Source organism: Geobacillus sp. FSL W8-0026 (genome assembly GCF_037966255.1).
Lineage (GTDB): Bacteria > Bacillota > Bacilli > Bacillales > Anoxybacillaceae > Geobacillus > Geobacillus icigianus.
In genome coordinates, this window is the sequence record NZ_CP150194.1 from 1,089,987 (window position 1) to 1,115,182 (window position 25,196).

The 25,196-nt window shown below is 55.0% G+C and carries 27 protein-coding genes and 1 other annotated feature; of the genes, 26 read left to right on the top strand and 1 reads right to left on the bottom strand.

The genetic code is table 11. The features are described from left to right. The first annotated feature begins 12 nt into the window (after positions 1–12). From NST29_RS05480 to NST29_RS05560, 17 genes are all read left to right on the top strand, one after another. Positions 13–2,370, top strand: a complete 2,358-nt coding sequence (locus tag NST29_RS05480) for an ATP-dependent RecD-like DNA helicase (RefSeq protein WP_033018052.1) — start codon at positions 13–15, stop codon at positions 2,368–2,370. A gap of 25 nt (positions 2,371–2,395) precedes the next feature. Then, a complete protein-coding gene (locus tag NST29_RS05485; protein WP_033018051.1) occupies positions 2,396–2,869 on the top strand; it encodes a PRC-barrel domain-containing protein in 474 nt (157 codons plus the stop codon). Between the two features lie 15 nt (positions 2,870–2,884). After that, positions 2,885–3,076 (top strand): hypothetical protein, encoded by a 192-nt coding sequence (locus tag NST29_RS05490; RefSeq protein ID WP_033018049.1) that lies wholly within the window; start codon positions 2,885–2,887, stop codon positions 3,074–3,076. A gap of 11 nt (positions 3,077–3,087) precedes the next feature. Next, a complete protein-coding gene (locus tag NST29_RS05495) occupies positions 3,088–3,222 on the top strand; it encodes a YrzQ family protein (RefSeq protein WP_081897240.1) in 135 nt (44 codons plus the stop codon). A gap of 118 nt (positions 3,223–3,340) precedes the next feature. Next, positions 3,341–4,402 carry an AI-2E family transporter gene (locus NST29_RS05500; RefSeq protein ID WP_033018048.1) on the top strand — a complete coding sequence of 354 codons (1,062 nt, stop codon included), beginning with the start codon at positions 3,341–3,343 and terminating at the stop codon, positions 4,400–4,402. A gap of 46 nt (positions 4,403–4,448) precedes the next feature. Next, positions 4,449–4,673: a binding site (T-box leader), on the top strand. 47 nt (positions 4,674–4,720) lie between these two features. Next, on the top strand, positions 4,721–7,357 hold the full coding sequence (alaS, locus tag NST29_RS05505) for an alanine--tRNA ligase (RefSeq protein WP_033018046.1): 2,637 nt from the start codon (positions 4,721–4,723) through the stop codon (positions 7,355–7,357). 68 nt (positions 7,358–7,425) lie between these two features. After that, a complete protein-coding gene (locus NST29_RS05510; RefSeq protein ID WP_033018096.1) occupies positions 7,426–7,692 on the top strand; it encodes an IreB family regulatory phosphoprotein in 267 nt (88 codons plus the stop codon). A 3-nt stretch (positions 7,693–7,695) separates the two neighbouring features. Next, positions 7,696–8,112 (top strand): Holliday junction resolvase RuvX, encoded by a 417-nt coding sequence (gene ruvX, locus NST29_RS05515; RefSeq protein WP_033018045.1) that lies wholly within the window; start codon positions 7,696–7,698, stop codon positions 8,110–8,112. A gap of 17 nt (positions 8,113–8,129) precedes the next feature. Further along, a complete protein-coding gene (locus NST29_RS05520; RefSeq protein WP_033018044.1) occupies positions 8,130–8,426 on the top strand; it encodes a DUF1292 domain-containing protein in 297 nt (98 codons plus the stop codon). 106 nt (positions 8,427–8,532) lie between these two features. Beyond that, a complete protein-coding gene (gene mltG / locus NST29_RS05525; protein WP_033018042.1) occupies positions 8,533–9,624 on the top strand; it encodes an endolytic transglycosylase MltG in 1,092 nt (363 codons plus the stop codon). A gap of 271 nt (positions 9,625–9,895) precedes the next feature. Further along, entirely contained in the window at positions 9,896–10,540 is a 645-nt protein-coding gene (locus NST29_RS05530) for an O-methyltransferase (RefSeq protein ID WP_033018041.1), read from the top strand. 8 nt (positions 10,541–10,548) lie between these two features. Further along, complete coding sequence (locus NST29_RS05535) at positions 10,549–11,478, top strand: peptidase U32 family protein (RefSeq protein WP_033018038.1); 930 nt, start codon at positions 10,549–10,551, stop codon at positions 11,476–11,478. A gap of 18 nt (positions 11,479–11,496) precedes the next feature. Further along, entirely contained in the window at positions 11,497–12,765 is a 1,269-nt protein-coding gene (locus NST29_RS05540; RefSeq protein WP_033018037.1) for a U32 family peptidase, read from the top strand. 1 nt (position 12,766) lies between these two features. Beyond that, positions 12,767–13,402 (top strand): uridine kinase, encoded by a 636-nt coding sequence (udk, locus tag NST29_RS05545; RefSeq protein WP_033018036.1) that lies wholly within the window; start codon positions 12,767–12,769, stop codon positions 13,400–13,402. A 109-nt stretch (positions 13,403–13,511) separates the two neighbouring features. Continuing rightward, positions 13,512–13,988, top strand: coding sequence for a transcription elongation factor GreA (gene greA, locus NST29_RS05550; RefSeq protein ID WP_033018034.1), 477 nt, complete (start codon positions 13,512–13,514; stop codon positions 13,986–13,988). A gap of 108 nt (positions 13,989–14,096) precedes the next feature. Beyond that, the gene (locus NST29_RS05555) at positions 14,097–15,866 is read left to right on the top strand and encodes a penicillin-binding protein 2 (RefSeq protein WP_033018032.1); all 1,770 of its coding nucleotides are present in this window, start codon (positions 14,097–14,099) and stop codon (positions 15,864–15,866) included. Positions 15,867–15,925: 59 nt separating this feature from the next. Then, positions 15,926–16,552, top strand: coding sequence for a YrrS family protein (locus NST29_RS05560; RefSeq protein WP_033018031.1), 627 nt, complete (start codon positions 15,926–15,928; stop codon positions 16,550–16,552). A 71-nt stretch (positions 16,553–16,623) separates the two neighbouring features. Here the strand turns inward: NST29_RS05560 and NST29_RS05565 are convergent, their stop codons facing one another. Next, positions 16,624–16,833 (bottom strand): YrzA family protein, encoded by a 210-nt coding sequence (locus NST29_RS05565; RefSeq protein WP_033018030.1) that lies wholly within the window; start codon positions 16,831–16,833, stop codon positions 16,624–16,626. 192 nt (positions 16,834–17,025) lie between these two features. Here NST29_RS05565 and NST29_RS05570 point away from each other — a divergent pair, with 192 nt between their 5' ends. From NST29_RS05570 to NST29_RS05610, 9 genes are all read left to right on the top strand, one after another. Further along, positions 17,026–17,673 carry a class I SAM-dependent methyltransferase gene (locus tag NST29_RS05570; protein ID WP_033018028.1) on the top strand — a complete coding sequence of 216 codons (648 nt, stop codon included), beginning with the start codon at positions 17,026–17,028 and terminating at the stop codon, positions 17,671–17,673. Between the two features lie 15 nt (positions 17,674–17,688). Continuing rightward, positions 17,689–18,393 (top strand): 5'-methylthioadenosine/S-adenosylhomocysteine nucleosidase, encoded by a 705-nt coding sequence (gene mtnN / locus NST29_RS05575; RefSeq protein ID WP_033018027.1) that lies wholly within the window; start codon positions 17,689–17,691, stop codon positions 18,391–18,393. 28 nt (positions 18,394–18,421) lie between these two features. Then, positions 18,422–19,348 (top strand): cysteine synthase family protein, encoded by a 927-nt coding sequence (locus tag NST29_RS05580; protein ID WP_033018026.1) that lies wholly within the window; start codon positions 18,422–18,424, stop codon positions 19,346–19,348. Then, on the top strand, positions 19,348–20,481 hold the full coding sequence (locus NST29_RS05585) for a bifunctional cystathionine gamma-lyase/homocysteine desulfhydrase (protein ID WP_033018025.1): 1,134 nt from the start codon (positions 19,348–19,350) through the stop codon (positions 20,479–20,481). The genes NST29_RS05580 and NST29_RS05585 overlap by 1 nt, the downstream gene beginning before the upstream one ends. A 61-nt stretch (positions 20,482–20,542) precedes the next feature. Continuing rightward, the gene (locus tag NST29_RS05590; RefSeq protein ID WP_033018024.1) at positions 20,543–20,791 is read left to right on the top strand and encodes a YrhC family protein; all 249 of its coding nucleotides are present in this window, start codon (positions 20,543–20,545) and stop codon (positions 20,789–20,791) included. 545 nt (positions 20,792–21,336) lie between these two features. Then, positions 21,337–21,480, top strand: a complete 144-nt coding sequence (locus NST29_RS05595; RefSeq protein ID WP_081897239.1) for a YrzI family small protein — start codon at positions 21,337–21,339, stop codon at positions 21,478–21,480. A gap of 470 nt (positions 21,481–21,950) precedes the next feature. Beyond that, on the top strand, positions 21,951–22,664 hold the full coding sequence (sigK, locus tag NST29_RS05600) for an RNA polymerase sporulation sigma factor SigK (protein WP_033018020.1): 714 nt from the start codon (positions 21,951–21,953) through the stop codon (positions 22,662–22,664). Positions 22,665–22,958: 294 nt separating this feature from the next. Then, positions 22,959–24,227 carry a glutamate/aspartate:proton symporter GltP gene (gene gltP, locus NST29_RS05605; protein WP_061912319.1) on the top strand — a complete coding sequence of 423 codons (1,269 nt, stop codon included), beginning with the start codon at positions 22,959–22,961 and terminating at the stop codon, positions 24,225–24,227. A 293-nt stretch (positions 24,228–24,520) separates the two neighbouring features. Next, positions 24,521–25,114, top strand: a complete 594-nt coding sequence (locus NST29_RS05610) for a DedA family protein (RefSeq protein WP_033019286.1) — start codon at positions 24,521–24,523, stop codon at positions 25,112–25,114. Positions 25,115–25,196: the final 82 nt, after the last annotated feature.

Consider the following 25,196-nt stretch of genomic DNA (forward strand, 5'->3'; position numbering starts at 1 on the left):
AGGGGATCGCTGTTGCAAGAGCAGCAAACGCTGGCCATTGAGGGGTGCACCTTTATTAAAGGAACGTGCATATCCGTCATTTTCCATAACGAAGAAACGCTTTACACCGTTGTCCGCATTCGCGTTGAGGAAACGAACGAAGCGCCGGTTGAAGAGGAAGTGATCGTCACCGGCCATTTCCCGCGGATCAGCGAGGGAGACGTTTATGTGTTTTATGGTCAATTCCGCCATCATCCGCGCTTTGGCCGCCAGTATGCGGCGAGCCAGTTCCGCAAACAGCTTCCCAACACGAAAGAAGGAATCATTCAGTATTTATCAAGCGGTTTGTTTAAAGGGATCGGCAAAAAAACGGCTGCGGCCATCGCCGAAGCGCTCGGCGAGCAGGCGATTGCCGTGATTTTGCGCGATCCAGCGGCGCTCGAGCGCATTCCGAAACTGTCCAAACAAAAGGCCAAGCAGCTGTATGAAACGCTCCGCGCCCACGAAGGGCTTGAGCAGACGATGATCACCCTCGCTCAGCTCGGCTTCGGCCCCCAGCTGGCCATGAAAATTTACCAAGCGTACGGCGAGGAAGCGATCGAAATCATCCAAGCCAATCCGTACCAGCTCGTCGAAGACATTGAGGGGATCGGGTTCGGTCGCGCCGATGAGCTTGGGCGGCAGCTCGGCATTTCCGGAAGCCACCCGGCTCGGCTGCGCGCCGCTTCCTTGTTTGTCCTCGAGCAAGTTTGCCTGCAGGAAGGGCATGTGTACATGGCCGAGGAAGAGCTGGTCGGCCGCATTGCTGAACTGCTGGATGGCCGGCCGAGCGGGGCGGTCGACGGACAAGCCATTCAACGGACGCTGCTGATGTTGAGTGAAGAAGGAAAACTGGTCGTTGAGCAAGGCCGTTGTTATCTCCCGTCGCTTTACTTTGCCGAAAAAGGCATCGTTTCCAACGTCAAGCGGCTGCTCCGGCAAACGGCGGTGCCGTTTGCGGAATCGGAGTTTTTGCTGGCGCTCGGGGCGCTTGAAGAGCGGCTTGGCATGCAGTACGCGCCCCAGCAAAAAGAGGCGATTCAGCGGGCGCTTTCCTCCCCGTTGTTCATTTTAACCGGCGGTCCGGGCACGGGAAAAACAACGGTCATCAAAGGGATTGTCGAGCTGTTCGCCGCTCTTAACGGCTTATCGTTAGATCCGGCCCGCTACCAGCAAGGTGAGCCGTTCCCGGTCGTGCTCGCCGCTCCGACCGGACGGGCGGCCAAGCGGATGAGCGAGGCGACTGGCCTGCCGGCGGCGACGATTCATCGGCTGCTCGGTTGGAACGGAGTGGAAGGGTTCAGCCGCGATGAACATGAACCGCTTGCCGGCAAGCTGCTTGTCATCGATGAAATGTCGATGGTCGACACATGGCTGGCTAATCAGCTGTTCAAAGCGGTGCCAAACGGCATGCAAGTCGTGCTGGTCGGCGATGAAGACCAGCTGCCATCCGTCGGGCCCGGCCAAGTGCTGAAAGATTTGCTCGAGTCCGGCGTCGTTCCTTCGGTGCGGCTGACAGATGTGTACCGTCAGGCGGAAGGATCGTCGATCATCGAGCTCGCTCATGAGGTAAAGCGCGGCGCCGTGCCGCCCGATTTGACTGCGCCAAAGGCGGATCGCTCGTTCATTCGCTGCCGCGCCGGCCAAGTCGTGGATGTCGTCCGGCAAATCGCGGACAATGCGCGAAAAAAAGGCTTTTCGGTCAAAGATATTCAAGTGCTCGCCCCGATGTACCGAGGCCCGGCCGGCATTGATCGGCTCAACAAAGCGCTTCAAGAGCTCTTCAATCCGCCATCCGCCGGGAAGCGGGAACTGGCGGCCGGCGAGGTGGTGTACCGCGTCGGCGACAAGGTGCTTCAGCTCGTCAATCAGCCGGAAGACAACGTGTTTAACGGCGATATCGGCGAAGTCGTTGCCATTTTTTACGCGAAAGAGAACACCGACAAGCAAGACTTGCTCGTTGTCTCGTTTGACGGCGTGGAAGTGACCTACACCCGGCAAGAGCTGTCGCAAATCACCCATGCGTACTGCTGCTCTGTGCATAAAGCGCAAGGAAGCGAATTCCCTATCGTCATTTTGCCCGTCGTGAAAAGCTACTATCGGATGTTGAAGCGGAACTTGCTGTATACGGCGGTGACGAGAAGCAAACAATTTTTGATTTTATGCGGCGAAGAGGAAGCGTTTCGGGCCGGCGTCGCCAAGCAGAGCGACGGGGCGCGGCGGACGGCGCTGGCGGAAAAACTGACGGCGGCGATGGCGCCGGTTGTCGAGGTCGAACTGCCGCTTGAGGATGCGAACGTCGGAATGGAAAACGTTACGCCGTATGACTTTATGAGCGATGAGTCAAGCTAAAGGTGGCTGGAAAGGTGGGAGAGCGATGCGAACGTTTTCCGACATGAAAGGTCTTCCCATTTACGAACAAGCGACAGGGAAAAACGTCGGAACGATCGCGGATGTTTGGTTTACCAGCCACGGCACGGTGCAAGGGTTTGTTGCCGAACAGCGCGGCTTGTTTGGCCGCCGCCGCTATTTGCCGCTTGCGGCCGTGCGAGCGCTGCAAAACGATCGAATGCTCATCGACGACGCGCGAAGTTTCCAGCCCTTGCCTTCCTCTGACAGCGGCCACTCTCTTTACGGTGAACGAGGCATCGCCGGCAACATGGTTGTCGCCGCCGACGGGACGACGATCGGATTGTTAGATGACGTATATTTCGACGGGCAATGGGGCAGAATTGATGGATACGAGATCAGTGAGGGATTTTTTTCCGATTTGACAGAAGGAAAGAAGCGAATGCCGCTTGCCCCGTTCACGGCGAAAGAAGGGGTTGTGATGGTGGACACAACAAAGTAAGGAGAGTGGCTGTCGGTGCTCATTTGCCCGAACTGCAAACGGAAAAATTTAGGAAAAATCGGCGTCAACCAATATTATTGCTGGGATTGTTTCATCGAGCTTTCCGTCTCGAAAGGAGTCATCCATGTCCATCAAGTGGAGGAGGACGGGACGTTAAGCTCTCTTGATGATTTGTTCGACGATTATGAGCGCACGATTCAACTTTAGGGGGGACAGTCATGAACCGGACGATGACATCGCTGTTGGCTGTCGGGTTGGGTGTCGCCGCGTATCAGTTGGCCCAGCGCAACAACTGGATGAACGGGCGCACGATGCGAAAAATGCGCCGCCGCTTGATGCAGGCGATCCGCTGACGGCGTTGCCGCCCTCGCCTTGCGCGGGGGCGGTGCTTTGTGATTGTCAAATAGTGCCAAAGCGCTAAAGGCATATTCCCGCCCGCATCCCCTACACTAAACGGTAGGAGGTGTGGTGATGGGGGAGCAACAATGGCAGTCGTTCTTCCGCATCGGCAAATGGCTGTTGGTGACGGCGATCGTCTATTTAATCGTCCGGATGAAAAGCGTTTGGTGGCCGGTGATCGATTTTGTCGCCACGGTGTTGACGCCGTTTTTGCTGGCGGCGTTTATCACGTATTTGCTGCACCCGCTCGTTGAATATCTTCATGGCAAAGGGGTGCCGCGGGCGCTTGCCATTTTGCTCATTTATTTGCTGTTTTTTGGCTCGGTCGGCTACGGCTTGTACCGCGGCATTCCGGTTTTGATCGCCCAGCTGCGCGCGTTGGACGAACAGCTGCCCTCGCTGATGAATACATATCGCCAATGGGTGCGCCACATTCACGATGAAACATCGACATGGCCGATGGAAGTGCATACGCGGGTGGAAACGATGCTCGCTGAGCTGGAGCGGGCGGCCGCCTCGGCGGTCGAGATGGCGATTCGCGCCATGAAATCGCTGATCAGCTCGGCGGCGACGTTCGTGCTGATCCCGTTTATTGTGTTTTACATGCTCAAGGACGTTGAGGTGCTGAAAAAAGCCGTTTGGTATTTGACGCCAAAGCGGTGGCGCGAACCGGGGCTGGCGTTTTTACAAGACGTTGACGAGTCGCTCGGCGGTTACATCCGCGGCCAGCTCTTTGTCTGCGCGGCGATCGGTTCGGCCGCGGCGCTCGGATTGTGGCTTGCCGGCATGGACTATCCGCTTTTGCTTGGGCTCATCATCGGGATGACGAATATCATCCCGTATTTCGGGCCGCTGATCGGCGCCATTCCGGCCGCCATTTTAGCGGCGACCGTATCGCTCAAAATGGTCTTGGTGGTGCTGGTCATCATTTTCGCTTTGCAGTTTTTAGAAGGCAACGTGTTGTCGCCGCTGATCGTCGGCAAAAGCGTGCACATGCATCCGCTTGTCATTATGCTCGCGCTGTTTGCCGGCGGTGAGCTCGCCGGCGTGCTCGGCCTCATCCTCGCCGTTCCGACGGCGGCGGTGCTGAAAGTGGCCATCGTCCACTGGAAGGAGCGCTATGCCTTGCATTGACAAACGAGCGGTGCTTGTCTATAATTTTTCAATGTAAAAGCGAATACATAACGCGATGACGGATCGAGTATGTTGCAGTCCATCTTAACGCGCGGGCTCGCGCACAGAGAGGAATTTCCGCGGCTGAAAGAAATTCCAGATGAAGGGCAACAGAAGGCTAATCCGGAGCGCAGGCAAAACCTGACGCAAGGCTGCGTTACGGCCAAAGAGGTGATGGGCGTTTTTCGCCCATAAACAGGGTGGTACCGCGAGCACAACTCTCGTCCCTGCAGGGGATGGGAGTTTTTTTATATAAAAAGGCGAAAGGGGAGGATCATCATGAAAAAGCTGACATCTGCCGAAGTGCGGCGCATGTTTTTGCAGTTTTTCCAAGAAAAAGGCCACGCGGTTGAACCGAGCGCCTCGCTTATTCCGGTCGACGACCCATCGCTGTTATGGATCAACAGCGGCGTCGCGACGCTGAAAAAATACTTTGACGGCCGCATCATCCCGGACAACCCGCGCATTTGCAATGCGCAAAAATCGATCCGCACCAACGACATCGAAAACGTCGGGAAAACGGCGCGCCACCATACGTTTTTTGAAATGCTCGGCAACTTTTCGATCGGTGATTACTTCAAGCGGGAAGCGATCCACTGGGCGTGGGAGTTTTTAACGAGCGAAAAGTGGATTGGCTTTGATCCGGAACGGCTGTCCGTCACCGTCCATCCGGAGGACGAGGAAGCGTACAACATTTGGCATAACGAAATCGGACTGCCGGAAGAACGGATCATCCGTCTCGAAGGAAACTTCTGGGACATCGGCGAAGGCCCGAGCGGTCCGAACACGGAAATTTTTTACGACCGCGGCGAGGCGTTCGGCAACGATCCGAACGATCCGGAGCTGTACCCGGGCGGGGAAAACGACCGCTATTTGGAAGTATGGAACTTAGTGTTTTCCCAGTTCAACCATAACCCGGACGGCACGTACACGCCGCTGCCGAAGAAAAACATCGATACCGGCATGGGGTTGGAGCGGATGTGCTCGATTTTGCAGGACGTGCCGACGAACTTTGAAACCGACTTGTTCTTGCCGATCATCCGCGCTACCGAACGAATCGCCGGCGAGCGGTATGGCGACGATCCGGACAAAGACGTCGCCTTTAAGGTGATCGCCGACCATATTCGCGCCGTGACGTTTGCGATTGGCGACGGGGCGCTGCCGTCGAACGAAGGGCGCGGCTATGTATTGCGCCGCTTGCTCCGCCGCGCGGTGCGCTACGCGAAACAAATCGGCATTGACCGCCCGTTTATGTACGAGCTCGTGCCGGTTGTCGGCGAAATTATGCACGACTACTATCCGGAAGTGAAAGAAAAAGCCGATTTTATCGCTCGCGTCATCCGCACGGAAGAAGAGCGGTTCCACGAAACGCTTCATGAGGGGCTCGCCATCTTGGCGGAAGTGATCGAAAAGGCGAAAGCGCAAGGAAGCACCGTCCTTCCGGGGGAAGAGGCGTTTCGCTTGTATGATACGTACGGCTTCCCGCTCGAGCTGACGGAAGAGTACGCCGCCGAGGCAGGCATGACGGTCGATCACGCCGGTTTTGAGCGCGAGATGGAGCGCCAGCGCGAACGGGCCCGCGCCGCTCGCCAAGACGTCGATTCGATGCAAGTGCAAGGCGGCGTGCTCGGCGATTTGAAAGACGAAAGCCGGTTTGTCGGCTACGATGAGCTTGTTGCCTCGTCGACGGTCCTCGCCATCGTTAAAGACGGACGGCTTGTCGAGAAAGTGAAAGCCGGTGAAGAGGCGCAGATCATCGTCGATGTGACGCCGTTTTACGCCGAAAGCGGCGGTCAAGTCGCCGACCAAGGCGTATTTGAAAGCGAGACCGGGAGAGCGGTCGTCAAAGATGTGCAAAAAGCGCCGAACGGCCAGCACCTTCACTCGATTGTCGTCGAGCGCGGCGCGGTAAAAAAAGGAGCCCGCTATACGGCGCGCGTTGATGAGGCGAAGCGGGCGCGCATCGTGAAAAACCATACGGCGACCCATTTGCTCCATCAGGCGCTCAAAGACGTGCTCGGCCGCCATGTCAACCAAGCGGGGTCGCTCGTCGCTCCGGATCGGCTGCGCTTTGACTTCACCCATTTTGGCCAAGTGAAGCCGGACGAGCTCGAGCGCATCGAGGCGATCGTCAATGAACAAATTTGGAAGAGTACCCCAGTTGACATTTTCTATAAACCGCTTGAGGAAGCGAAAGCGATGGGCGCGATGGCGCTGTTTGGCGAAAAATACGGCGACATTGTCCGCGTCGTCAAGGTCGGCGACTACAGCCTCGAGCTGTGCGGCGGCTGCCATGTGCCGAATACAGCGGCCATCGGGCTGTTTAAAATCGTCTCTGAATCCGGCATCGGCGCCGGCACGCGCCGGATTGAAGCGGTGACCGGAGAGGCGGCGTACCGTTTGATGAACGAACAGCTCGCCATTTTGCAAGAGGCGGCGCAAAAATTGAAAACAAGCCCGAAAGAATTGAATGCCCGTCTTGACGGACTGTTTGCCGAACTGAAAGAGCTCGAGCGCGAAAACGAATCGCTTGCCGCTCGCCTTGCCCGTATGGAAGCGGAGCACCTCGCCCGCCAAGTCAAAGACGTCGGCGGCGTGCCGGTGCTGGCGGCGAAAGTGCAGGCGAACGACATGAACCAATTGCGGGCGATGGCCGACGATTTGAAGCAAAAACTCGGCACGGCAATCATCGTGTTGGCGGCGGTGCAAGGCGGCAAAGTCCAATTGATCGCTGCGGTGACCGATGACTTAGTGAAAAAAGGATATCACGCCGGCAAGCTCGTCAAAGAAGTGGCTTCCCGCTGCGGCGGCGGGGGTGGCGGACGCCCGGATATGGCGCAGGCCGGAGGAAAGGACGCGGACAAAGTCGGGGCAGCGCTTGATTACGTCGAAACGTGGGTCAAATCCATTTCCTAAATGGCGCGGATCGTGTACAATGGATGTAAGATGGAGGAATGGCCCGAATCAAGAGCGAGGTGGAGACGGTGAGCTCGTTTGATCAAACGATGCAGTTTCATTTTCCGGAAGAGCCGGCTGAAACGAACGTTCGCGAAGTGCTGCTGACGGTGTATGAGGCTTTGCAAGAAAAAGGCTACAACCCGATCAACCAAATTGTCGGCTACTTGTTGTCCGGCGATCCGGCTTACATCCCGCGCCATAACGACGCGCGCGCCCTCATCCGCAAAATCGAGCGCGACGAATTAATCGAGGAATTGGTGAAATTCTATTTACAGGGGCAACGAAAGGACTGACCGATGCGAACGTTAGGATTGGATCTCGGCACGAAAACGCTCGGCGTGGCGATCAGCGACGAGCTTGGCTGGACGGCTCAAGCCTTGGAGACGATCGCCATCGACGAAGAGCGCGGCGACTACGGCTTAAAGCGGCTGCGCGCCATCATCGCCGAATATGGCGTCGATGCGATCGTTGTCGGCTGGCCGAAAAACATGAACGGCACGCTCGGACCGCGCGCCGAAGCGAGCGAGCGGTTCGCCGCCAAGCTGCGCGAGGAGTTTTCTTTGCCGGTCGTGCTTTGGGACGAACGGCTGTCGACGATGGCCGCCGAACGGATGCTGATCGCTGCCGATGTGAGCCGGAAAAAACGGCGGAAAGTGATCGACAAAATGGCGGCGGCTGTCATTTTGCAATCGTACTTGGATAGGAAACGATGAAGGGGAGGCCAATCACAATGGAACATGGAGACCGCCATATTACCGTTGTCGACGAACAAGGCAACGAACAGCTCTGTGAAATTTTGTTTACGTTTGAATCCGACGATTTCGGGAAATCGTACGTGTTTTACTATCCGGTCAGCAAGGAAGCGGAAGATGAAAACGGCGAAACGGAAGTGCACGTGTCGGCGTTTATCCCTGCTGACGAAAATCAAGAAGGGGAACTGCTTCCGATTGAAACGGAAGAAGAGTGGGATATGATCGAAGAAGTGTGGAACACGTTTTGTGCTGAACAAGAAGATGAAGAGGAATGATCCGAAGCGGCTGCCTAAAGGCGGCCGCTTTTTTGTCGGAAAAAAGGGCGAGAGATGCAAAAACTTGTAGTATAATATGACCGATGGACGGGAAAGGAGGTGCGCTATGGGGGAAAAGCATTGGACAGGGAACGAGGGGCGGCGTGGGCGAAAACGGATGTTGATCGCAGGCAGCGTTTTGCTGGCGCTGGTTGTGTTGATCAGTGCCGGCAGCTTTCTATATATTCGCTTGGCGCTCAAACCGGTCGATCCTCATGATCACACTCCGGTTCATGTCTCGATTCCTGTCGGTTCATCGGCGACAGAAATCGCAGAGCGGCTCGAACAAAAACGGCTCATTCGAAGCGCTAGCGTGTTTCGGCTTTATGTCCGTTGGAAACGCGAGTCCGGGTTTCAAGCCGGAGAGTACGAACTGACGCGGGCCATGCCGATGACGCGCATCATAGCGCTGCTGCAAACGGGGAAATCGTTGAAAGTCGGCTTGAAATTGACGATCCCCGAAGGGTCGCAGCTTGTACAGATTGCCGATCTCATCGCCGCGCGAACGGGATACAAAAAAGAAGACGTCATGAAGCAGCTGAACGACCGCGCGTACATCGAGCAGTTAATGAAAAAGTATCCGCGTGTCATAACGAAAGACGTATTCCATCCGAACGTTCGTTATCCGCTGGAAGGTTATTTATTTCCAGCCACCTATGTATTCGCTGACAAAAAACCGCCGCTTTCTGAGATCATTGAAACGATGGTCGCCAAAACGGCAGCGGTGCTTGCTTCGTACGAAGAGGAAAGAGGGGAACGGAAGCTGTCGCCGCACCAGCTGCTGACGCTTTCCTCTCTGATCGAAGAGGAGGCGACAGAAAAAGCCGACCGCAAAAAAATCGCCAGCGTCTTTTACAATCGGCTGCGCCTAGGCATGCCGCTGCAAACCGATCCGACGGTTTTATACGCGCTTGGCAAACATAAAGCGCGCGTGTTTTACAACGATTTAAAAGTTGATTCGCCATACAATACGTACCTTCATAAAGGGCTGCCGCCAGGGCCGATCGCCAACGCGGGCGCAATGTCGATTGAAGCGGCGCTTGAGCCGGCGCAAACCGATTATTTGTATTTTTTAGCCACCCCCACAGGCGATGTCATTTTCACGAAAACGCTGGCCGAGCACAACCGGGAAAAGGCGAAGCATATTGGGAAACGATAGCGCAAAACGGAAGTTGCTGGCGGGTTAGGCGAAACGGTTTCGCTTTTCCGCCGAGTTATGGTAAGATAAAGAAAGTTGAACAGGGAGCGATAAGGGTCCGGTAGCGGCTCTTATTTGGAACGGATGGGCGCAGCACCTCGGGCCGCCGCTTGGCCCGGGGCGGGCGCTTTTCCGCTTGTTGATGGCAAGGAGCACAAGCCCGGCGATCGCTGCTTTATTTTCGCGACGGGGCGGGCGCTTTTCCGCTTGTTGATGGCAAGGAGGGTTCCGTTTGCTGACTGATGAGGTCGTTTCGTACTTGCAGCGGCTGCGGCCGGCGTTGGATGCGGATGTGGAACAGATCGAGCGCGAAGCCCGCGAACAGCGGGTGCCGATCATGGATTCGGTGAGCATCGAAACGATGTTGTTCGTGCTCAAGCTCGCGAAGCCGCGCCGCATTTTAGAAATCGGCACGGCGATCGGCTATTCGGCGATCCGGATGGCAAAAGTGCTGCCGGAGGCGCACATTGTAACGATAGAAAAAGACCGGGAGCGGTATGAGCGCGCCCGTTTTTATATGGAAAAGACCGATTGCGCCCAGCGAATTGAAGCGGTGTGGGGCGACGCCTTGGCGGTGACGGAGAAGGTGGCGTCGGCCGCGCCGTTTGACGCGTTGGTGATCGATGCCGCCAAAGGGCAATATGAGCGCTTCTTTACGCTCTATGAGCCGTTTCTCGCTGAAGGCGGCCTCGTCATTACCGACAACGTGCTGTTTAAAGGGCTTGTCGCCGCTGAAACGCCCGGGGGCAATAAGCGGCTTTGGAATCTCGCCCAAAAAATTCGCCGCTATAATGAGTGGTTGATGGCCCGGGGCGATTATGACACCGTCATCATTCCGGTCGGCGATGGGCTCGCGATATCGAAAAAAATGAGGTGAACGAGAAAATGAAAAAACCGGAATTGCTCGTCACGCCGACGAGCGTTTCCCATATTGATGAACTGGCGGAAGCCGGGGCGGACGCCATCATCATCGGTGAGCAGCGCTATGGCTTGCGGCTCGCCGGCGAGTTTTCCCGTTCGGATGTGGCCGCGGCTGTTGAAACGGCCCACCGGCGCGGCATGAACGTGTATGTGGCGATGAACGCCCTTTTTCATAACGACAAAGTGGACGAGCTTGCCGACTACGTGGCGTTTTTAGCTGAAGTCGGCGCCGATGCCATCGTCTTCGGCGATCCCGCGGTGCTTTTGACCGTCCGAGAAACGGCGCCTCACATGAAGCTTCACTGGAGTACGGAGACGACAGCGACGAACTGGTATGCGTGCAACTACTGGGGGCGAAAAGGGGCGAAACGCGCCGTCTTGGCGCGCGAGCTGAACATGGACGCCATTTTGGAAATCAAAGCCCATGCTGAAGTGGAAATTGAAGTGCAAGTGCACGGCATGACGTGCATGTACCAGTCGAAGCGTTCGCTGATTGGCAACTATTTTGCCTATCAAGGAAAAGTGATGGAAATCGAACGGAAAAAGTACGAAAAAGGGATGTTCCTGTACGACAAAGAGCGCGACTATAAATACCCGATTTTTGAAGACGAAAACGGCACGCACATTATGAGCCCGAACGATCTTTGCATCATTGACGAACTGGGCGATATGGTGGAAGCCGGCATCGACAGCTTCAAAATCGACGGCGTTCTGCACACCGCGGACTACATTACGGAAGTGACGAAGCTGTACCGCCGCGCCATCGACTTATGTACGGAAGACCGCGAGCGCTACGAGCGGGAAAAAGAGGAGCTGCTGGCGGCCGTTGAAGCGCTTCAGCCGCCGCACCGCCGCATCGACACCGGATTTTTCTTCAAGGAAACCATTTATTGAGAAAAGGAGGGACACGTCATGCTTGTAAAAAATGACCGCATCTCCGAGATCGTTGACGGCAAGCGCGTCATCGTGAAAAAGCCGGAGCTGCTGGCGCCGGCCGGCAACTTGGAAAAGCTGAAAATCGCCGTCCACTACGGGGCGGACGCCGTCTTTATCGGCGGTCAAGAGTACAGCTTGCGCGCCAACGCCGACAACTTTACGATCGAGGAGATTCGCGAAGGGGTGGAATTTGCCAACCGGTACGGGGCGAAGGTGTACGTCACCGCCAACATTTACGCCCATAATGAAAACATTCCCGGCCTTGACGACTATTTGCGGGCGTTAGAGGAGGCCGGCGTTTCCGGCATCATCGTCGCCGATCCGCTCATTATCGAAACGGCGCGCCGGGTGGCGCCGAGGCTTGAAGTGCATGTAAGCACCCAGCAGTCGCTCACCAACTGGAAAGCGGTCCAATTTTGGAAAGAGGAAGGGCTCGAGCGGGTCGTGCTCGCTCGCGAAGTGAGCGCCGAAGAAATTCGCCAAATCAAAGAGAACGTCGATATTGAAATTGAGGCGTTCATCCATGGAGCGATGTGTTCCGCCTATTCCGGCCGCTGCGTGTTGAGCAACCATATGACGGCGCGCGACTCCAACCGCGGCGGGTGCTGCCAGTCGTGCCGCTGGGATTACGATTTATACCAGCTGTCTGACGGCCGGGAAATCCCGCTGTTTTCCGAAGGCGACGCCCCGTTCGCCATGAGCGCGAAAGATTTGAACTTGATCCGCGCCATTCCGGCGATGATTGAACTTGGCGTCGACAGCTTGAAAATTGAAGGGCGGATGAAGTCGATCCATTACGTGGCGACAGTCGTCAGCGTCTATCGGAAAGTGATCGACGCGTACTGCGCCGATCCCGACCATTTCACGATTCGCGACGAGTGGGTGCGCGAGCTCGACAAATGCGCCAACCGCGAGACGGCGCCGTCGTTTTTTGCCGGCTTTCCCGACCATACGAACCATATGTATGGCACCCACAGCCGAAAACCGACGCACGAGTTCGCCGGCTTAGTGCTTGATTACGACCCGGAGACGGGCATCGCCACCATCCAGCAGCGCAACCATTTCCGGCCCGGCGACGAGGTCGAATTTTTCGGCCCGGAAATCGACAACTTTACCCAAGTGATTGAAACGATTTGGGATGAAGAGGGCAACGAACTCGATGCGGCGCGCCATCCGCTGCAAATCGTCAAGATGAAAGTGAAACGGCCACTCTTCCCGTACAACATGATGAGAAAGGAGAATTAAGATGGGGAAGAAGCCCGTTGTCATCGGCGTCGCCGGCGGTTCCGGCTCCGGGAAGACGAGCGTCGCCAGGGCGATTTATGATCATTTCGGCGACCGTTCGATCCTTGTCTTGGAGCAAGATTTTTATTACAAAGACCAAAGCCATCTCCCATTTGAAGAGCGGCTGAAGACGAACTACGACCATCCGCTGGCGTTTGACAACGACTTGTTGATTGAACATATTCATAAGCTGCTTTGCTACGAGCCGATCGACAAGCCGGTGTATGACTATACGCTTCACACCCGCTCCCGTGAGGTCATCCGCGTGGAGCCGAAAGAGGTCATCATCGTCGAAGGCATTCTTGTGCTAGAAGATGAGCGGCTTCGCGACTTAATGGATATTAAAGTGTACGTCGACACCGATCCGGACATCCGCATCATCCGCCGCCTCCTTCGCGATGTGAAAGAGCGCGGCCGCACGTTTGACTCGGTGATCGAACAATATTTGTCCGTCGTGCGGCCGATGCACAACCAGTTTGTCGAACCGACGAAGCGTTATGCCGATGTCATCATTCCGGAAGGCGGGCACAACACCGTCGCCATCGATTTAATGGTCGCAAAAATTCGCACGGTTCTTGAACAAAAAGCGTTTTTATAATAACATAACAGAGACAAAACAATATAGTATATAACAAGTAAGCGTACGAACAGCGATTTTTCTGTTCGTACGCTTTACATAATGCACAATATATAGAGGAGTGAGATGAATGGCGAACGAAAAGCAGTACCCGATGACGAAAGAGGGAAAAGAGAAACTGGAACAAGAGCTGGAGTATTTAAAAACGGTCAAGCGCAAAGAAGTGGTCGAACGCATTAAGATTGCGCGTGGGTTCGGGGATCTGTCGGAAAATTCAGAGTACGACGCAGCGAAAGACGAGCAGGCGTTTGTTGAGTCGCGCATTCAAATGCTTGAAAACATGATTCGCAACGCCGTCATTATCGAAGAAGATACGGAAAACCCGGATGTGGTCTCGCTTGGCAAATCAGTGACGTTTATCGAACTTCCGGACGGAGAAGAGGAGACGTACACGATCGTTGGTAGCGCGGAAGCGGATCCGTTCGAAGGGAAAATTTCCAACGACTCGCCGATCGCGAAGTCGCTTCTTGGTCGCCGCGTCGGCGATGAAGTGACGGTACAGACGCCGGGCGGGGAAATGATGGTGAAAATCGTCGCCGTCAACTAAGCGCGCTATGTTCGACCCGCAAAGCGGCCGCAGCGCGGAAAAATCGCCGTCCTAGGCACGTTTCAAATGAAAACACCTCGTCGAAACTGTTGATGAGGTGTTTTCTTTATGTGGAAGAAAAGGGCTATTGTCATGCTTGTCTTGATCGAAGCGGCGCTGTTTTTCATCGTGGGGCGGCTCGCGCAAATTCAGTTGATTGACACCGAATCGTTCGCGAATCATAATTTAATCGCCGAAAGCGTCGCCCAGCGCACACAGGAATTGGTCATCGATGACGGGCGCGGTTCATTTGTGGACCGAAACGGCAAGCCGCTGACGAAACGATCCGTACCGTCGCTTGTCTTATTTCCGTTTTTGAAGATGAGGCCATGGCCGATCGAACAAGTCGCCCGCGTGACCGGCGTTTCCGAAGAAGAAATCCGTCGCCAGCTCGAGCGGGCGGACGGCCCGTTCGTCTTAGAGAAAAACGGCGAACCTCTCGCCTTAAGCGCTGAACAAATGAGGCAAATGAACCGCTTGCGCATCCCGGGCGTCTTTGCCGTCCATAAACAATATCCGCTCGAGACGCTGTACGCTCCGCATTTGCTCGGCTTTACGCGGCCGGACCGCGAGCTGTTGCGCCAACGCTATCCGAAACGGCCGCTTCCGCCTGGGACGGAAGTCGGCATTCAAGGGTTGCAGAAGGCGTTTGACGAATTTTTGCTCGCCGACGCCGAGACGAAATTGCTGTATCACGTCGATGCGGAAGGGCGGCCGCTGTTCGGGCTCGATGTCAAGTACAGCGATCCGAGCAATTCGTTTTACCCGGTCACGGTAAAAACGACGCTAGACCGCGACGTGCAGCGCGAGATGGAGCAGATCGTCGACCGATTCGGATTGAAAAAAGGCGGCCTCGTCTTGCTTGACGTTGACACTAACAGCGTAGTGGCCATGGTCAGCCGCCCGAATATGGATCCGCGTGATCCGTACAAAAACGGCGGGGCGGAAAACCAAATGGTGCTGCCGCACATCCCCGGCTCTGTTTTTAAAACCGTCATCGCCGCCGCGGCGCTTGACGAGGGAATCGCTTCGCCGACGACCACGTTTGATTGCCGCAAAACGATTGCTGGCGAGGAAGACCGGGAGCACGACTACGGGACGCTCGATCTGACGGACAGCTTTGCCGTCAGCTGCAACAATGCCTTCGCCACGCTCGGCAAAGAGCTGATCCGGCATGATCCCGGCGCGTTGGAAACGTATGCCGAAAAACTGGGGCTGTATCCGACGGCCGGCTGGGAAGGGCCGGTTTACCATGAAGAACATTTCCGCCAGTTTCCCGAGGAACGGAAAGGAACGATTTGGCACGATGCACGCGACAAGCGGGTGCCGCTGGCGGTTGCGCAAACGGCGATCGGGCAAAAAGATGTGCGCGTTTCGCCGCTTGGGGTTGCCAACATGATGGCGACGATCGCCCGTGGCGGCAAGGCGTGGAAAGTGCGGGCCGTCGATCAAGTGCTGTACAAAAACGGAGCCCCGCTGTTCTCGTTTTCCGCCGAGCCGGCGACCGGGCTGGAACCGATTACCCCGGCAACGGTTCGGCAGCTGCAGCAGCTTTTGCGCGGCGTCGTTACGAATCAGAAAGGCACCGGCCGCCGTTTTCAGACGCTGCCGTATCCAGTTGCCGGCAAATCAGGAACAGCGGAGACAGGAAAAAGGGAAGGGGACGTCGAACTGATCAATAAATGGTTTGCCGGCTATTTTCCCGCCGACCGTCCGAAATACGCCCTCGCCGTTGTCGAACTGGACGTCCCGAGCGGGCGCGCGGCGACCAACGAAGTGTTTGCCGCCGCGGTTGAAGCGCTTTACGCCCATGACCGCGCGCAAAAGGAAAACGAATAACGAATCGATGTAGAGAGCGAATTTGGTTGACATCTACAGCGAGGAAAGGAGAGGGGAACATGGCGCAAACGGAAACGCGCTTTGCCGCCCGTGCCAAACGGCGCAAAATGAACCGTTGGCTCAACGGGGCGATTGCGGTGGTGTTGCTGCTGATTGTGATGGTCGCTTGGAATTTGCTTTTTGGCGGAAAAGCGGATCAGCAAGCGGCCGGCAAAACGAAGCGGACGGAAGTGGAAACGGGCGCGGCGGTTGTCTCGAACGAAGAAAAAAAGCCCGCAGCGGGAAGCGACACCGCTGGTGGGGAAACCGAGGAGACCGCCGAAACGAAGGAAGAGGAATCCACCAAGGTGACGGAAACCCCGGGACCTCCGGGGTCAAATATCGAAAAAGAGATCGTCAATCCGGCTTGGCAGCCCGTCGGCACGACGCAATCCGAGCCTCATAAAACCGTGTTTGACGAAAACTCGGTCGATTGGAAAGAAATGCTTGATGCCGTCAGCTATGCGACCGGCATCGCGCCGGAGGAGATGATCGTTTGGTTCATTGGCAACAATGGGCCGAACAAAGCGGTGGCGACGATCTCGACGAAGGGGCAAACCGCTCACTACAGAGTGTATATCGAATGGGTAACCAATGAAGGCTGGAAACCGACAAAGGTGCAAAAATTAAAGCAAAGGCCGTCATAATGCCGGCGAACGCGCGGCATGGATGGCGGCGGGAGCAAAAAGCAGGTGCCCAACCGCCGTCTGGGCACCTGTTATTTTTTCGCTTTAAAATGGACGACGGCGCTGTAAAACCGTTTTCCGTTCTCCATCACATGCATTTGATGGGCAACGTGATGGACGGAAAGCAGCAGCGCTTTATTATGCTCAATTTGTTCGTTAATCTTTTTCTCGAGCGTCCGCAAATCATCCGCCTCAAAAAATTCAATTTTGTCCTCGATCAGATCAAGGGAAATGTTGACCATCGCGCTCCCTCCTTTCCATTGCCAGTGTAGCAAATTTTCCCGCCGTCATCCACCGGGTGCCGGGGAACAATACGAATGATCAATCGGCATGATCGTTGAACAAAGAAAAAACTTATGCTACATTGAGAACAGGACCGCGCAAAAGACATACTATATTTATAGGAATTATAAACTTTTATGGAGCGTGACCGTATGGGTAGAGAATTTCTTGATTTATTCGAACAATGGGCTGAGTCGTACGACCAATCGGTGGAAGGCCATGATGAACAATATCGCGATGTGTTTGCCGGCTACGGCCGCATTTTGGACGCGGTCGCCGACAAAGCGGGCCAAGTAGTGCTCGAATTTGGCGTCGGCACCGGCAATTTGACGAAAAAGCTGCTCGAACGCGGCAAAACGGTGTACGGCATTGAGCCGTCAGCGCCGATGCGCAAAAAAGCGTTGGAAAAACTCGGCGGTCGGGCCGTCATTATGGACGGCGACTTTTTGCGTTTTCCGCTGCCGTCGGAGCCGATCGACACGGTGGCGAGCACGTATGCTTTTCATCATTTGACCGATGCGGAAAAAGGAGAGGCCATCGCCAAATATAGCCAACTGCTCCGCCCTGGTGGTAAAATAGTGTTTGCCGACACAGCGTTTCGTGATAAAGACGCGTTCCGCCGAGCGGTTGAAGCGGCGCGGGCGCGCGGGTTCCACGATTTGGCCGACGATCTGGAGCGCGAATATTATACGACGCTCGACGTATTGGCCGCGCTGTTTGCCACCCACGGCTTTTCCGCTTCCTTTACCCAGCAAAACGCGTTCGTCTGGCTGATGGAGGCGGTAAAACAAATCGACTGAGAAAGAGGGAGAACGATGAAAGCAGCGATTATTGGAGCAATGGAAGAAGAAGTAGCGATGCTGCGCGCGCGCATGGAAGGACGCGAGGATACAGCCATCGCCGGATGCGAATTTTCCGCTGGGCGCCTTAACGGAGTGGAGGCGGTGTTGTTGAAGTCCGGCATCGGCAAAGTGAATGCCGCCATGGGGACGACGCTGTTGCTTGACCGTTTCCGTCCCGATGTCGTCATCAACACCGGCTCCGCCGGAGGATTTTTGCCGTCATTGCGCGTCGGTGATCTCGTCATTTCGGAAGAGGTCGTGCACCATGACGTGGATGTGACCGCCTTTGGCTATGCGTATGGGCAAGTGCCCGGCTTGCCGGCGCGCTACCGGGCCGATGAGACGCTTGTTGAGGCGGCGAAACAAGCGGCAACCCAGCTTAAAGGCCTCCAAGCGGCCGTTGGCTTGATCGCCACCGGCGATTCGTTTATGAGCGATCCGAAGCGCGTCGAGTTTGTGCGCAGCCAGTTCCCGGAACTGTGCGCCGTTGAGATGGAGGCGGCGGCGATCGCCCAAGTGTGCGTGCAGTTTGGTGTGCCGTTTGTCGTGATCCGGGCGCTTTCCGACATCGCCGGTCAGGAATCGGACGTATCGTTTGAACAGTTTTTGGAGACGGCGGCGAAACACTCGGCTGAGCTTGTTTTATCGATGCTTTCCATTCTCAGCGCGAGAAGTTAAACGAGTGGAAGGAAACGGAGTGACACCGATGCAGGTAGCCAAAAGCATTCATGAATTGATCGGGCGCACACCGCTAGTGGAAATTACGCGCTTTCCGCTGCCGGAAGGCGTCCGCTTGTTTGCCAAGCTCGAGTACTTCAATCCGGGCGGAAGCATCAAAGACCGGCTCGGGCAGGAATTGTTACGCGAAGCGTTCGAATCAGGGAAGCTGAAAGAAGGCGGCACGATCATCGAGCCGACGGCTGGCAACACCGGCATCGGCTTGGCGCTGGCCGCGATCGACAAAAACATCAACGTCATCTTTTGTGTTCCAGAAAAATTTAGCATCGAAAAGCAGCTGCTGATGAAAGCGCTCGGGGCGCAAATTGTCCATACGCCGACCGAGGAAGGAATGGAAGGGGCGATCCGCAAAGCGGAAGAGCTCGCCCGCACGATTCCCGGCGCGTATTGCCCGCAGCAGTTTCGCAATCCGGCCAACCCCCGGACATACTACAAGACGCTCGGGCCGGAGCTGTGGGACGATTTGGACGGCCAGATTGACGTCTTTGTCGCCGGCGCCGGTTCCGGCGGCACGTTTATGGGAACGGCGACGTTTTTAAAAGAAAAAAACCCGGCCATTAAAACGGTGATCGTCGAACCGGAGGGCTCGATTTTAGGCGGCGGCGAACCGGGTCCGCATCGGACGGAGGGGATCGGCATGGAATTTTTGCCGCCGTTTCTGGATCCGGCGTATTTTGACGCCATCTACACGATCGCGGACGATGACGCGTTCCGTCGCGTGAGCGAACTAGCCAGACAGGAAGGGCTTTTGGTCGGCAGCTCGTCCGGCGCCGCCTTTCACGCCGCCTTGCTTGAGGCCGAGAAGGCGAAGCCGGGAACGAACATCGTCGTCATTTTCCCCGATAGCAGCGAGCGGTATTTAAGCAAAAACATTTACGAAGGTGGAGGATCGTGATGAGACGAAAAACGCTGCTCATCCATGGCGGCATTCTAGGTGACCCGCATACCGGAGCGGTGTCGGTGCCGATTTATCAAGTGAGCACGTACAAGCAGGAAGAGATCGGGAAGCATAAAGGATTCGAATATTCGCGCACCGGCAATCCGACGCGCGCGGCGCTTGAGAAACTGATTGCTGAGCTTGAAGGCGGCGTGGCCGGCTTTGCTTTCGCTTCCGGGATGGCGGCGATTACCGCCGTCATGATGTTGTTTGACAGCGGCGACCATATCGTGATCACCGATGACGTTTACGGCGGCACGTATCGGGTGATGGCGAACGTATTCAACCGGTTCGGACTTGATGCGACGTTTGTCGACACGAGCGATGTCGCCAACATCGAGGCGCACATCCGCCCGAATACGAAAGCCATTTACGTGGAAACGCCGACCAATCCGTTGTTAAAAATTACCGACTTGCAAGCGGCGGCCGCCATCGCCCGTGAGCATGGGCTGTTATTGATCGTCGATAACACGTTTTCGACACCGTATTTCCAAACGCCGCTTGAACTGGGCGCCGATATCGTCATTCATAGCGCGACGAAATATTTAGGCGGCCATAGCGATGTCGTCGCCGGCTTGGCGGTCGTCCGCACCGCCGAGCTCGCCGAGCGGCTTCATTACGTGCAAAATTCGACCGGCGGCATCCTTGGACCGCAAGATTCGTGGCTGCTTATGCGCGGGATCAAAACGCTCGGCGTGCGGATGGAAGAGCACGAACAAAACGCGCGGGCGATTGCGGCCTTTTTGGCCGAACATCCGGCGGTGGCGCGCGTGTATTACCCCGGGCTTCCGGAGCATCCGAACCATGAGTTGGCGAAAACACAAATGCGCGGGTTCGGCGGCATGATTTCCTTTGACGTCGGCAGCTTGGAGCGAGCGGAAACCGTCCTGTCGCGCGTTCGCTTCTTTACGCTCGCCGAAAGTTTAGGAGCGGTCGAAAGCTTAATTTCATTGCCGGCGAAAATGACTCACGCCTCGATTCCGAAAGAGCGGCGCGAACAGCTTGGCATTACCGACGGGCTCATCCGCCTGTCGATCGGATTGGAAGACGTCAACGATTTGCTTGACGATTTGGCGCAAGCGCTTGGCTGAAATTGCCGCTCCCCCTTTTTCGCCCGTTATGGTACAGTGAGGGCGAGAGGAGGAATCGGCAGTGACTGAACGACAACGGAACGAGCTGCGTGCGAAAGCGGGCGATTTCACGATGTACAGCTTAGTTTTGTTCGCGCTTGGCGCGTTTCTCTATTTAGGTACGATCATCCCGGGCGCGCTGGCGGCGGCGGACAAACCGTTCGCTTTGCTGGCTGTCGCCGGCTGTTTGGCCGCGGCATTGTATTGCTCGCGCCGCGCCGCCCGCTATCGCCATCAGCTCGAGGAACAAGACAATCCGTTTGAATCGTGAAAGGACTTGTTCAAAAGCCCGTCTACCGGGATCCGCGGCGGAAGCGTAAAGCGCGGAGAGGGGGCGGAAAGTTCCATGGGCAGCGCGATCTGCTCTCCATCTAGGGATGGAAATCCATGCTAGTTCATCATTTTCACAGAAATGTTTTTCCATCCACCCGGGGATGGAAATTCGCGCCAGTCCGGCATTTTCACAAAAAGCCGAACAACTTCGTCATTGAGAGACGAACCGAAAGCAGGGATGTTGTCTTATTTTTCAATAGAATGGTTTACAACGGAACTGATTTTGGATATAATTACCTTCGTAACGTCATTTCCGAAGGGAGGTCGAAGACGATGATCATGACGATGTGGACGACACCGCTCGATGCTTGCCAACTAAAGGCTATTCGACCTTCCGCTGACCGGGAATGACGCACCATGACCAAGAACAACAGCCATCGGGCCGCAGAAGGAGAGTAGTCTCGCTTTCTGCGGTTTTTTGCTTGGCAAGGCCGCAGAGGCGTTTTCCTTCTGCGGCTTTTTGTTTCGAAAGGGGGGAGGAAGATGACGATCCATTTGTTTTTTGTGACGATCACGATCGAGCGGAAGGCCCCGCGGCGGCGCAACATCGAACAAGAGCGGTTGCGGCGTGCCGCCGAAGAGGAGCTGCTTGACCGCAAATGTTCTGTCCATCACCGGCTGTTTTAAAAACGACAGAGGAAAGGGGAGATAATTCATGCTGATGGCACGAGGATGGTTGATGATGTGGCTTGAGCGGACGGGCGATTCGACTTGACTCGGCGAGGAGGGACGCGCATGCTGCGTGTGCTGTTGTTGACGGTCGAATTTCACCAATTGTTCAAACTGTGGCGCAAGCGTTCCTCGTTTCCTTTGGTAAAATAAAAACAAACGAGTCAAGGAGGGAACGGGGATGTTCACCATCGTCATGGCAGTGGTGATTACAGTGTCCATCGCGCTCGTCATCGCTGCGGAAGTGAGCGTCGAGGCGGAGGCTTAAGCGGACGGTTGGTTCGTTCAGCGCCTAGAGCGGTGTTCCACGAGTGCCGGCTTGTTTTAAGAGCCGGCGCTATTTTTTTGTCCAGACACGGACAACGTCGCTCCCGCATATACATCATCATAGACGGTTTCCGTCAATGACAGCAGGCAGGGGTGAGAGCATGTCCGGCATTGTTTCGGTGTTTGCGTTTTTGCTGAAAGAGCTGACGTTTCTTGTTTCGTATATTAAAAACAATGCATTTCCCCAGCCGTTAAGCGCTAAAGAAGAGGAAAACTATTTGGCACTGATGGCGAAAGGCGACGAACAAGCTCGCAACCGGCTCATCGAACATAACTTGCGCCTTGTCGCCCATATTGTGAAAAAGTTTGAAAATACCGGTGAAGAAGTGGATGATTTGATTTCGATTGGCACGATCGGCCTCATTAAAGCCATTGAGAGCTATTCGCCGGGAAAAGGGACGAAACTGGCAACGTACGCTGCCCGCTGCATCGAAAATGAAATCCTTATGCACTTGCGCTCGTTGAAAAAAACGCGCAAAGATGTCTCGCTGCATGAACCGATCGGCCAGGACAAGGAAGGAAACGAAATCAGCCTGCTTGATATTTTAAAGTCCGAAGGCCAAGATATTGCCGACGAAATTCAGCTGAACATGGAGATCGAACAGGTGAAAAAATATATCGAGGTGCTCGATGAGCGCGAAAAAGAAGTGATCATCAGCCGGTTTGGCCTCGGCCGCCAGCGCGAGAAAACGCAGCGGGAAATCGCCAAAGAGCTCGGCATCTCAAGAAGCTACGTTTCGCGCATCGAAAAGCGGGCCTTGATGAAAATGTTTCATGAGTTTTACCGTCAGGAAAAAGAAAAGCGACGGACATAGAGGGCTGGATATGGCTTTACCATTTCCTTTTTCAATTAGAAAAACCTTGTTACATCGTTCCCGATTTTCACACGTTCCCCACTGATAAGGGGAATCATCGGTTTTTCCCCAGCCGGATCGAGGGAAGCGCTGTTTCGTTCGGCAGCGCTTTTTTTATTTTAAGAAAATTATAAAATAACAATGAACCTTGGAGTAAAGCGAATTCATTCAATGATATTGACATTTTTTATTTTTAATAGTAAAATAATTTTGTCGCTTTTTGTCTAATTTTGTCTAAAGGAGGCGAAACAGATCGTGAAAAAAATCGGGTTGGCATGGCAGATTTTTATCGGCCTGATTCTCGGGATTGTCGTAGGGGCTCTGTTTTACGGAAACCCGAAAGTCGCGGTGTATTTGCAGCCAATTGGAGACATTTTTCTCCGTTTAATTAAGATGATCGTCATTCCGATCGTCGTGTCAAGCTTAATCGTCGGCGTCGCCAATGTCGGTGACGTGAAAAAACTCGGGAAGCTCGGTGTCAAAACGATCATTTACTTTGAAATCATCACGACGATCGCTATTGTTGTTGGGCTTTTAGCGGCGAATATTTTCCAGCCGGGCACCGGCGTCAATATGAAGTCGCTCGAGAAAACGGATATTCAGTCGTACATTGATACGACGAACGAAGTGCAGCACCATTCGATGGCGGAAACGTTTGTCAACATTGTGCCGAAAAACGTGTTTGAGGCGCTGTCAACAGGGAATATGCTGCCGATTATTTTCTTCTCCGTGATGTTTGGTTTGGGAGTGGCGGCGATCGGGGAAAAAGGGCAGCCGGTGCTACGCTTTTTCCAAGGCACCGCGGAAGCGATGTTTTATGTGACGAACCAAATCATGAAATTCGCGCCGTTTGGTGTGTTTGCTCTCATTGGGATGACGGTGTCCAAATTTGGTGTCGCGTCGCTGCAGCCGCTCAGCAAGCTTGTCATTCTCGTCTATGCAGTGATGGCGTTTTTCGTCGTTGTCGTGCTCGGCATCACCGCGAAATTGGTAGGAATCAATATTTTCCATATCATAAAAATTTTAAAAGACGAACTCGTGTTGGCGTACAGCACGTCCAGTTCGGAAACGGTATTGCCAAAAATCATGGAAAAAATGGAGAAGTTCGGCTGTCCGAAAGCGGTCACATCGTTTGTCATTCCAACCGGCTATTCCTTTAACCTTGATGGATCAACGCTGTATCAGGCGCTGGCGGCGATTTTTATCGCCCAGCTGTATGGCATCGATATGCCGCTGTCCCAGCAAATTTCGCTAGTGCTCGTGTTGATGGTGACGTCAAAAGGCATCGCTGGCGTTCCGGGCGTTTCGTTCGTCGTCTTATTGGCGACGCTCGGCACGGTCGGCATTCCGGTTGAAGGATTGGCGTTTATCGCTGGCATCGACCGCATTTTGGACATGGCGCGCACGGCCGTCAATGTCGTAGGCAACTCGCTGGCGGCAGTGGTCATGTCGAAATGGGAAGGGCAGTATGACGAAGAGAAAGGGAAACGATACATGGCGGAGCTACAGAAGCAAAGCGCTTAACCGAAAAGCGGCTGACGAGGCAGCCGCTTTTTCTTTTGATCGCTAGCCATGTGTAGTATAATAAAATAGATTGGAAGGCTCGGAAAACCGCATCCACGAGTCAATCACCGGCCCCCTAGATGGGGAAAACAACGCCATATCAAATTATGAGCCAAAAAAATATCGGCGCGCTTCCGGTTGAGATGGGGAAAACAACGCCATATCCCGTCTTTGGACAAATCGGGGTGGTGACACGAAAAGCGGACAATGCCATGTGAAGCAATACAGCCACTTCATAGCAAGGAGGGACAACGGTGCACGAAGCCATTCAATCGCTGTTTTCATTTTTGGTCGGTTTAGGCTATGCCGGTATCGCTCTGGCCTTGATGGTCGAGGTGATTCCTAGCGAGATCGTGCTCGCTTATGCCGGCTATTTGGTGGCTCGGGGCGAGATCACCTTTGCCGGGGCGGTGGCGGCTGGAACCTTCGGCGGCGCGGTGGCGCAGCTGTTTTTATATTGGATGGGGGTTTACGGCGGCAGGCCGTTTTTAGACCGATACGGGAAATATATTGGCATTCAGAAAAAACATTTGGATGTGGCAGAACGTTGGTTTGCGAAATTCGGCCCTGGCGTCATTTTCAGCGCCCGCTTCATACCGGTCGTCCGCCATGCGATTTCCATCCCCGCTGGCATCGCCCGAATGAAGTGGCTGCCGTTTCTCATTTACACGGTGCTGGCCATCGTTCCATGGTCCATCTTGTTTATTTGGCTCGGGGAGCAGCTGGGCCGCCGCTGGCGGCAGATTGATGAAATGGCGGCCCCGTACGTTCAGCCGGCGATCGCAGCGGCAGCGGTGGCAACAGTGATTTACATCGTTTGGAAATGGCGGCGCCGCGCTGCCGAATAAAAACCGAGCGCGTCAAATAGTTGCTCGTTTTGTATGCGGTCCGCTATAGTTATACATGAGCCCATCGCGTGGCTCAAATTTG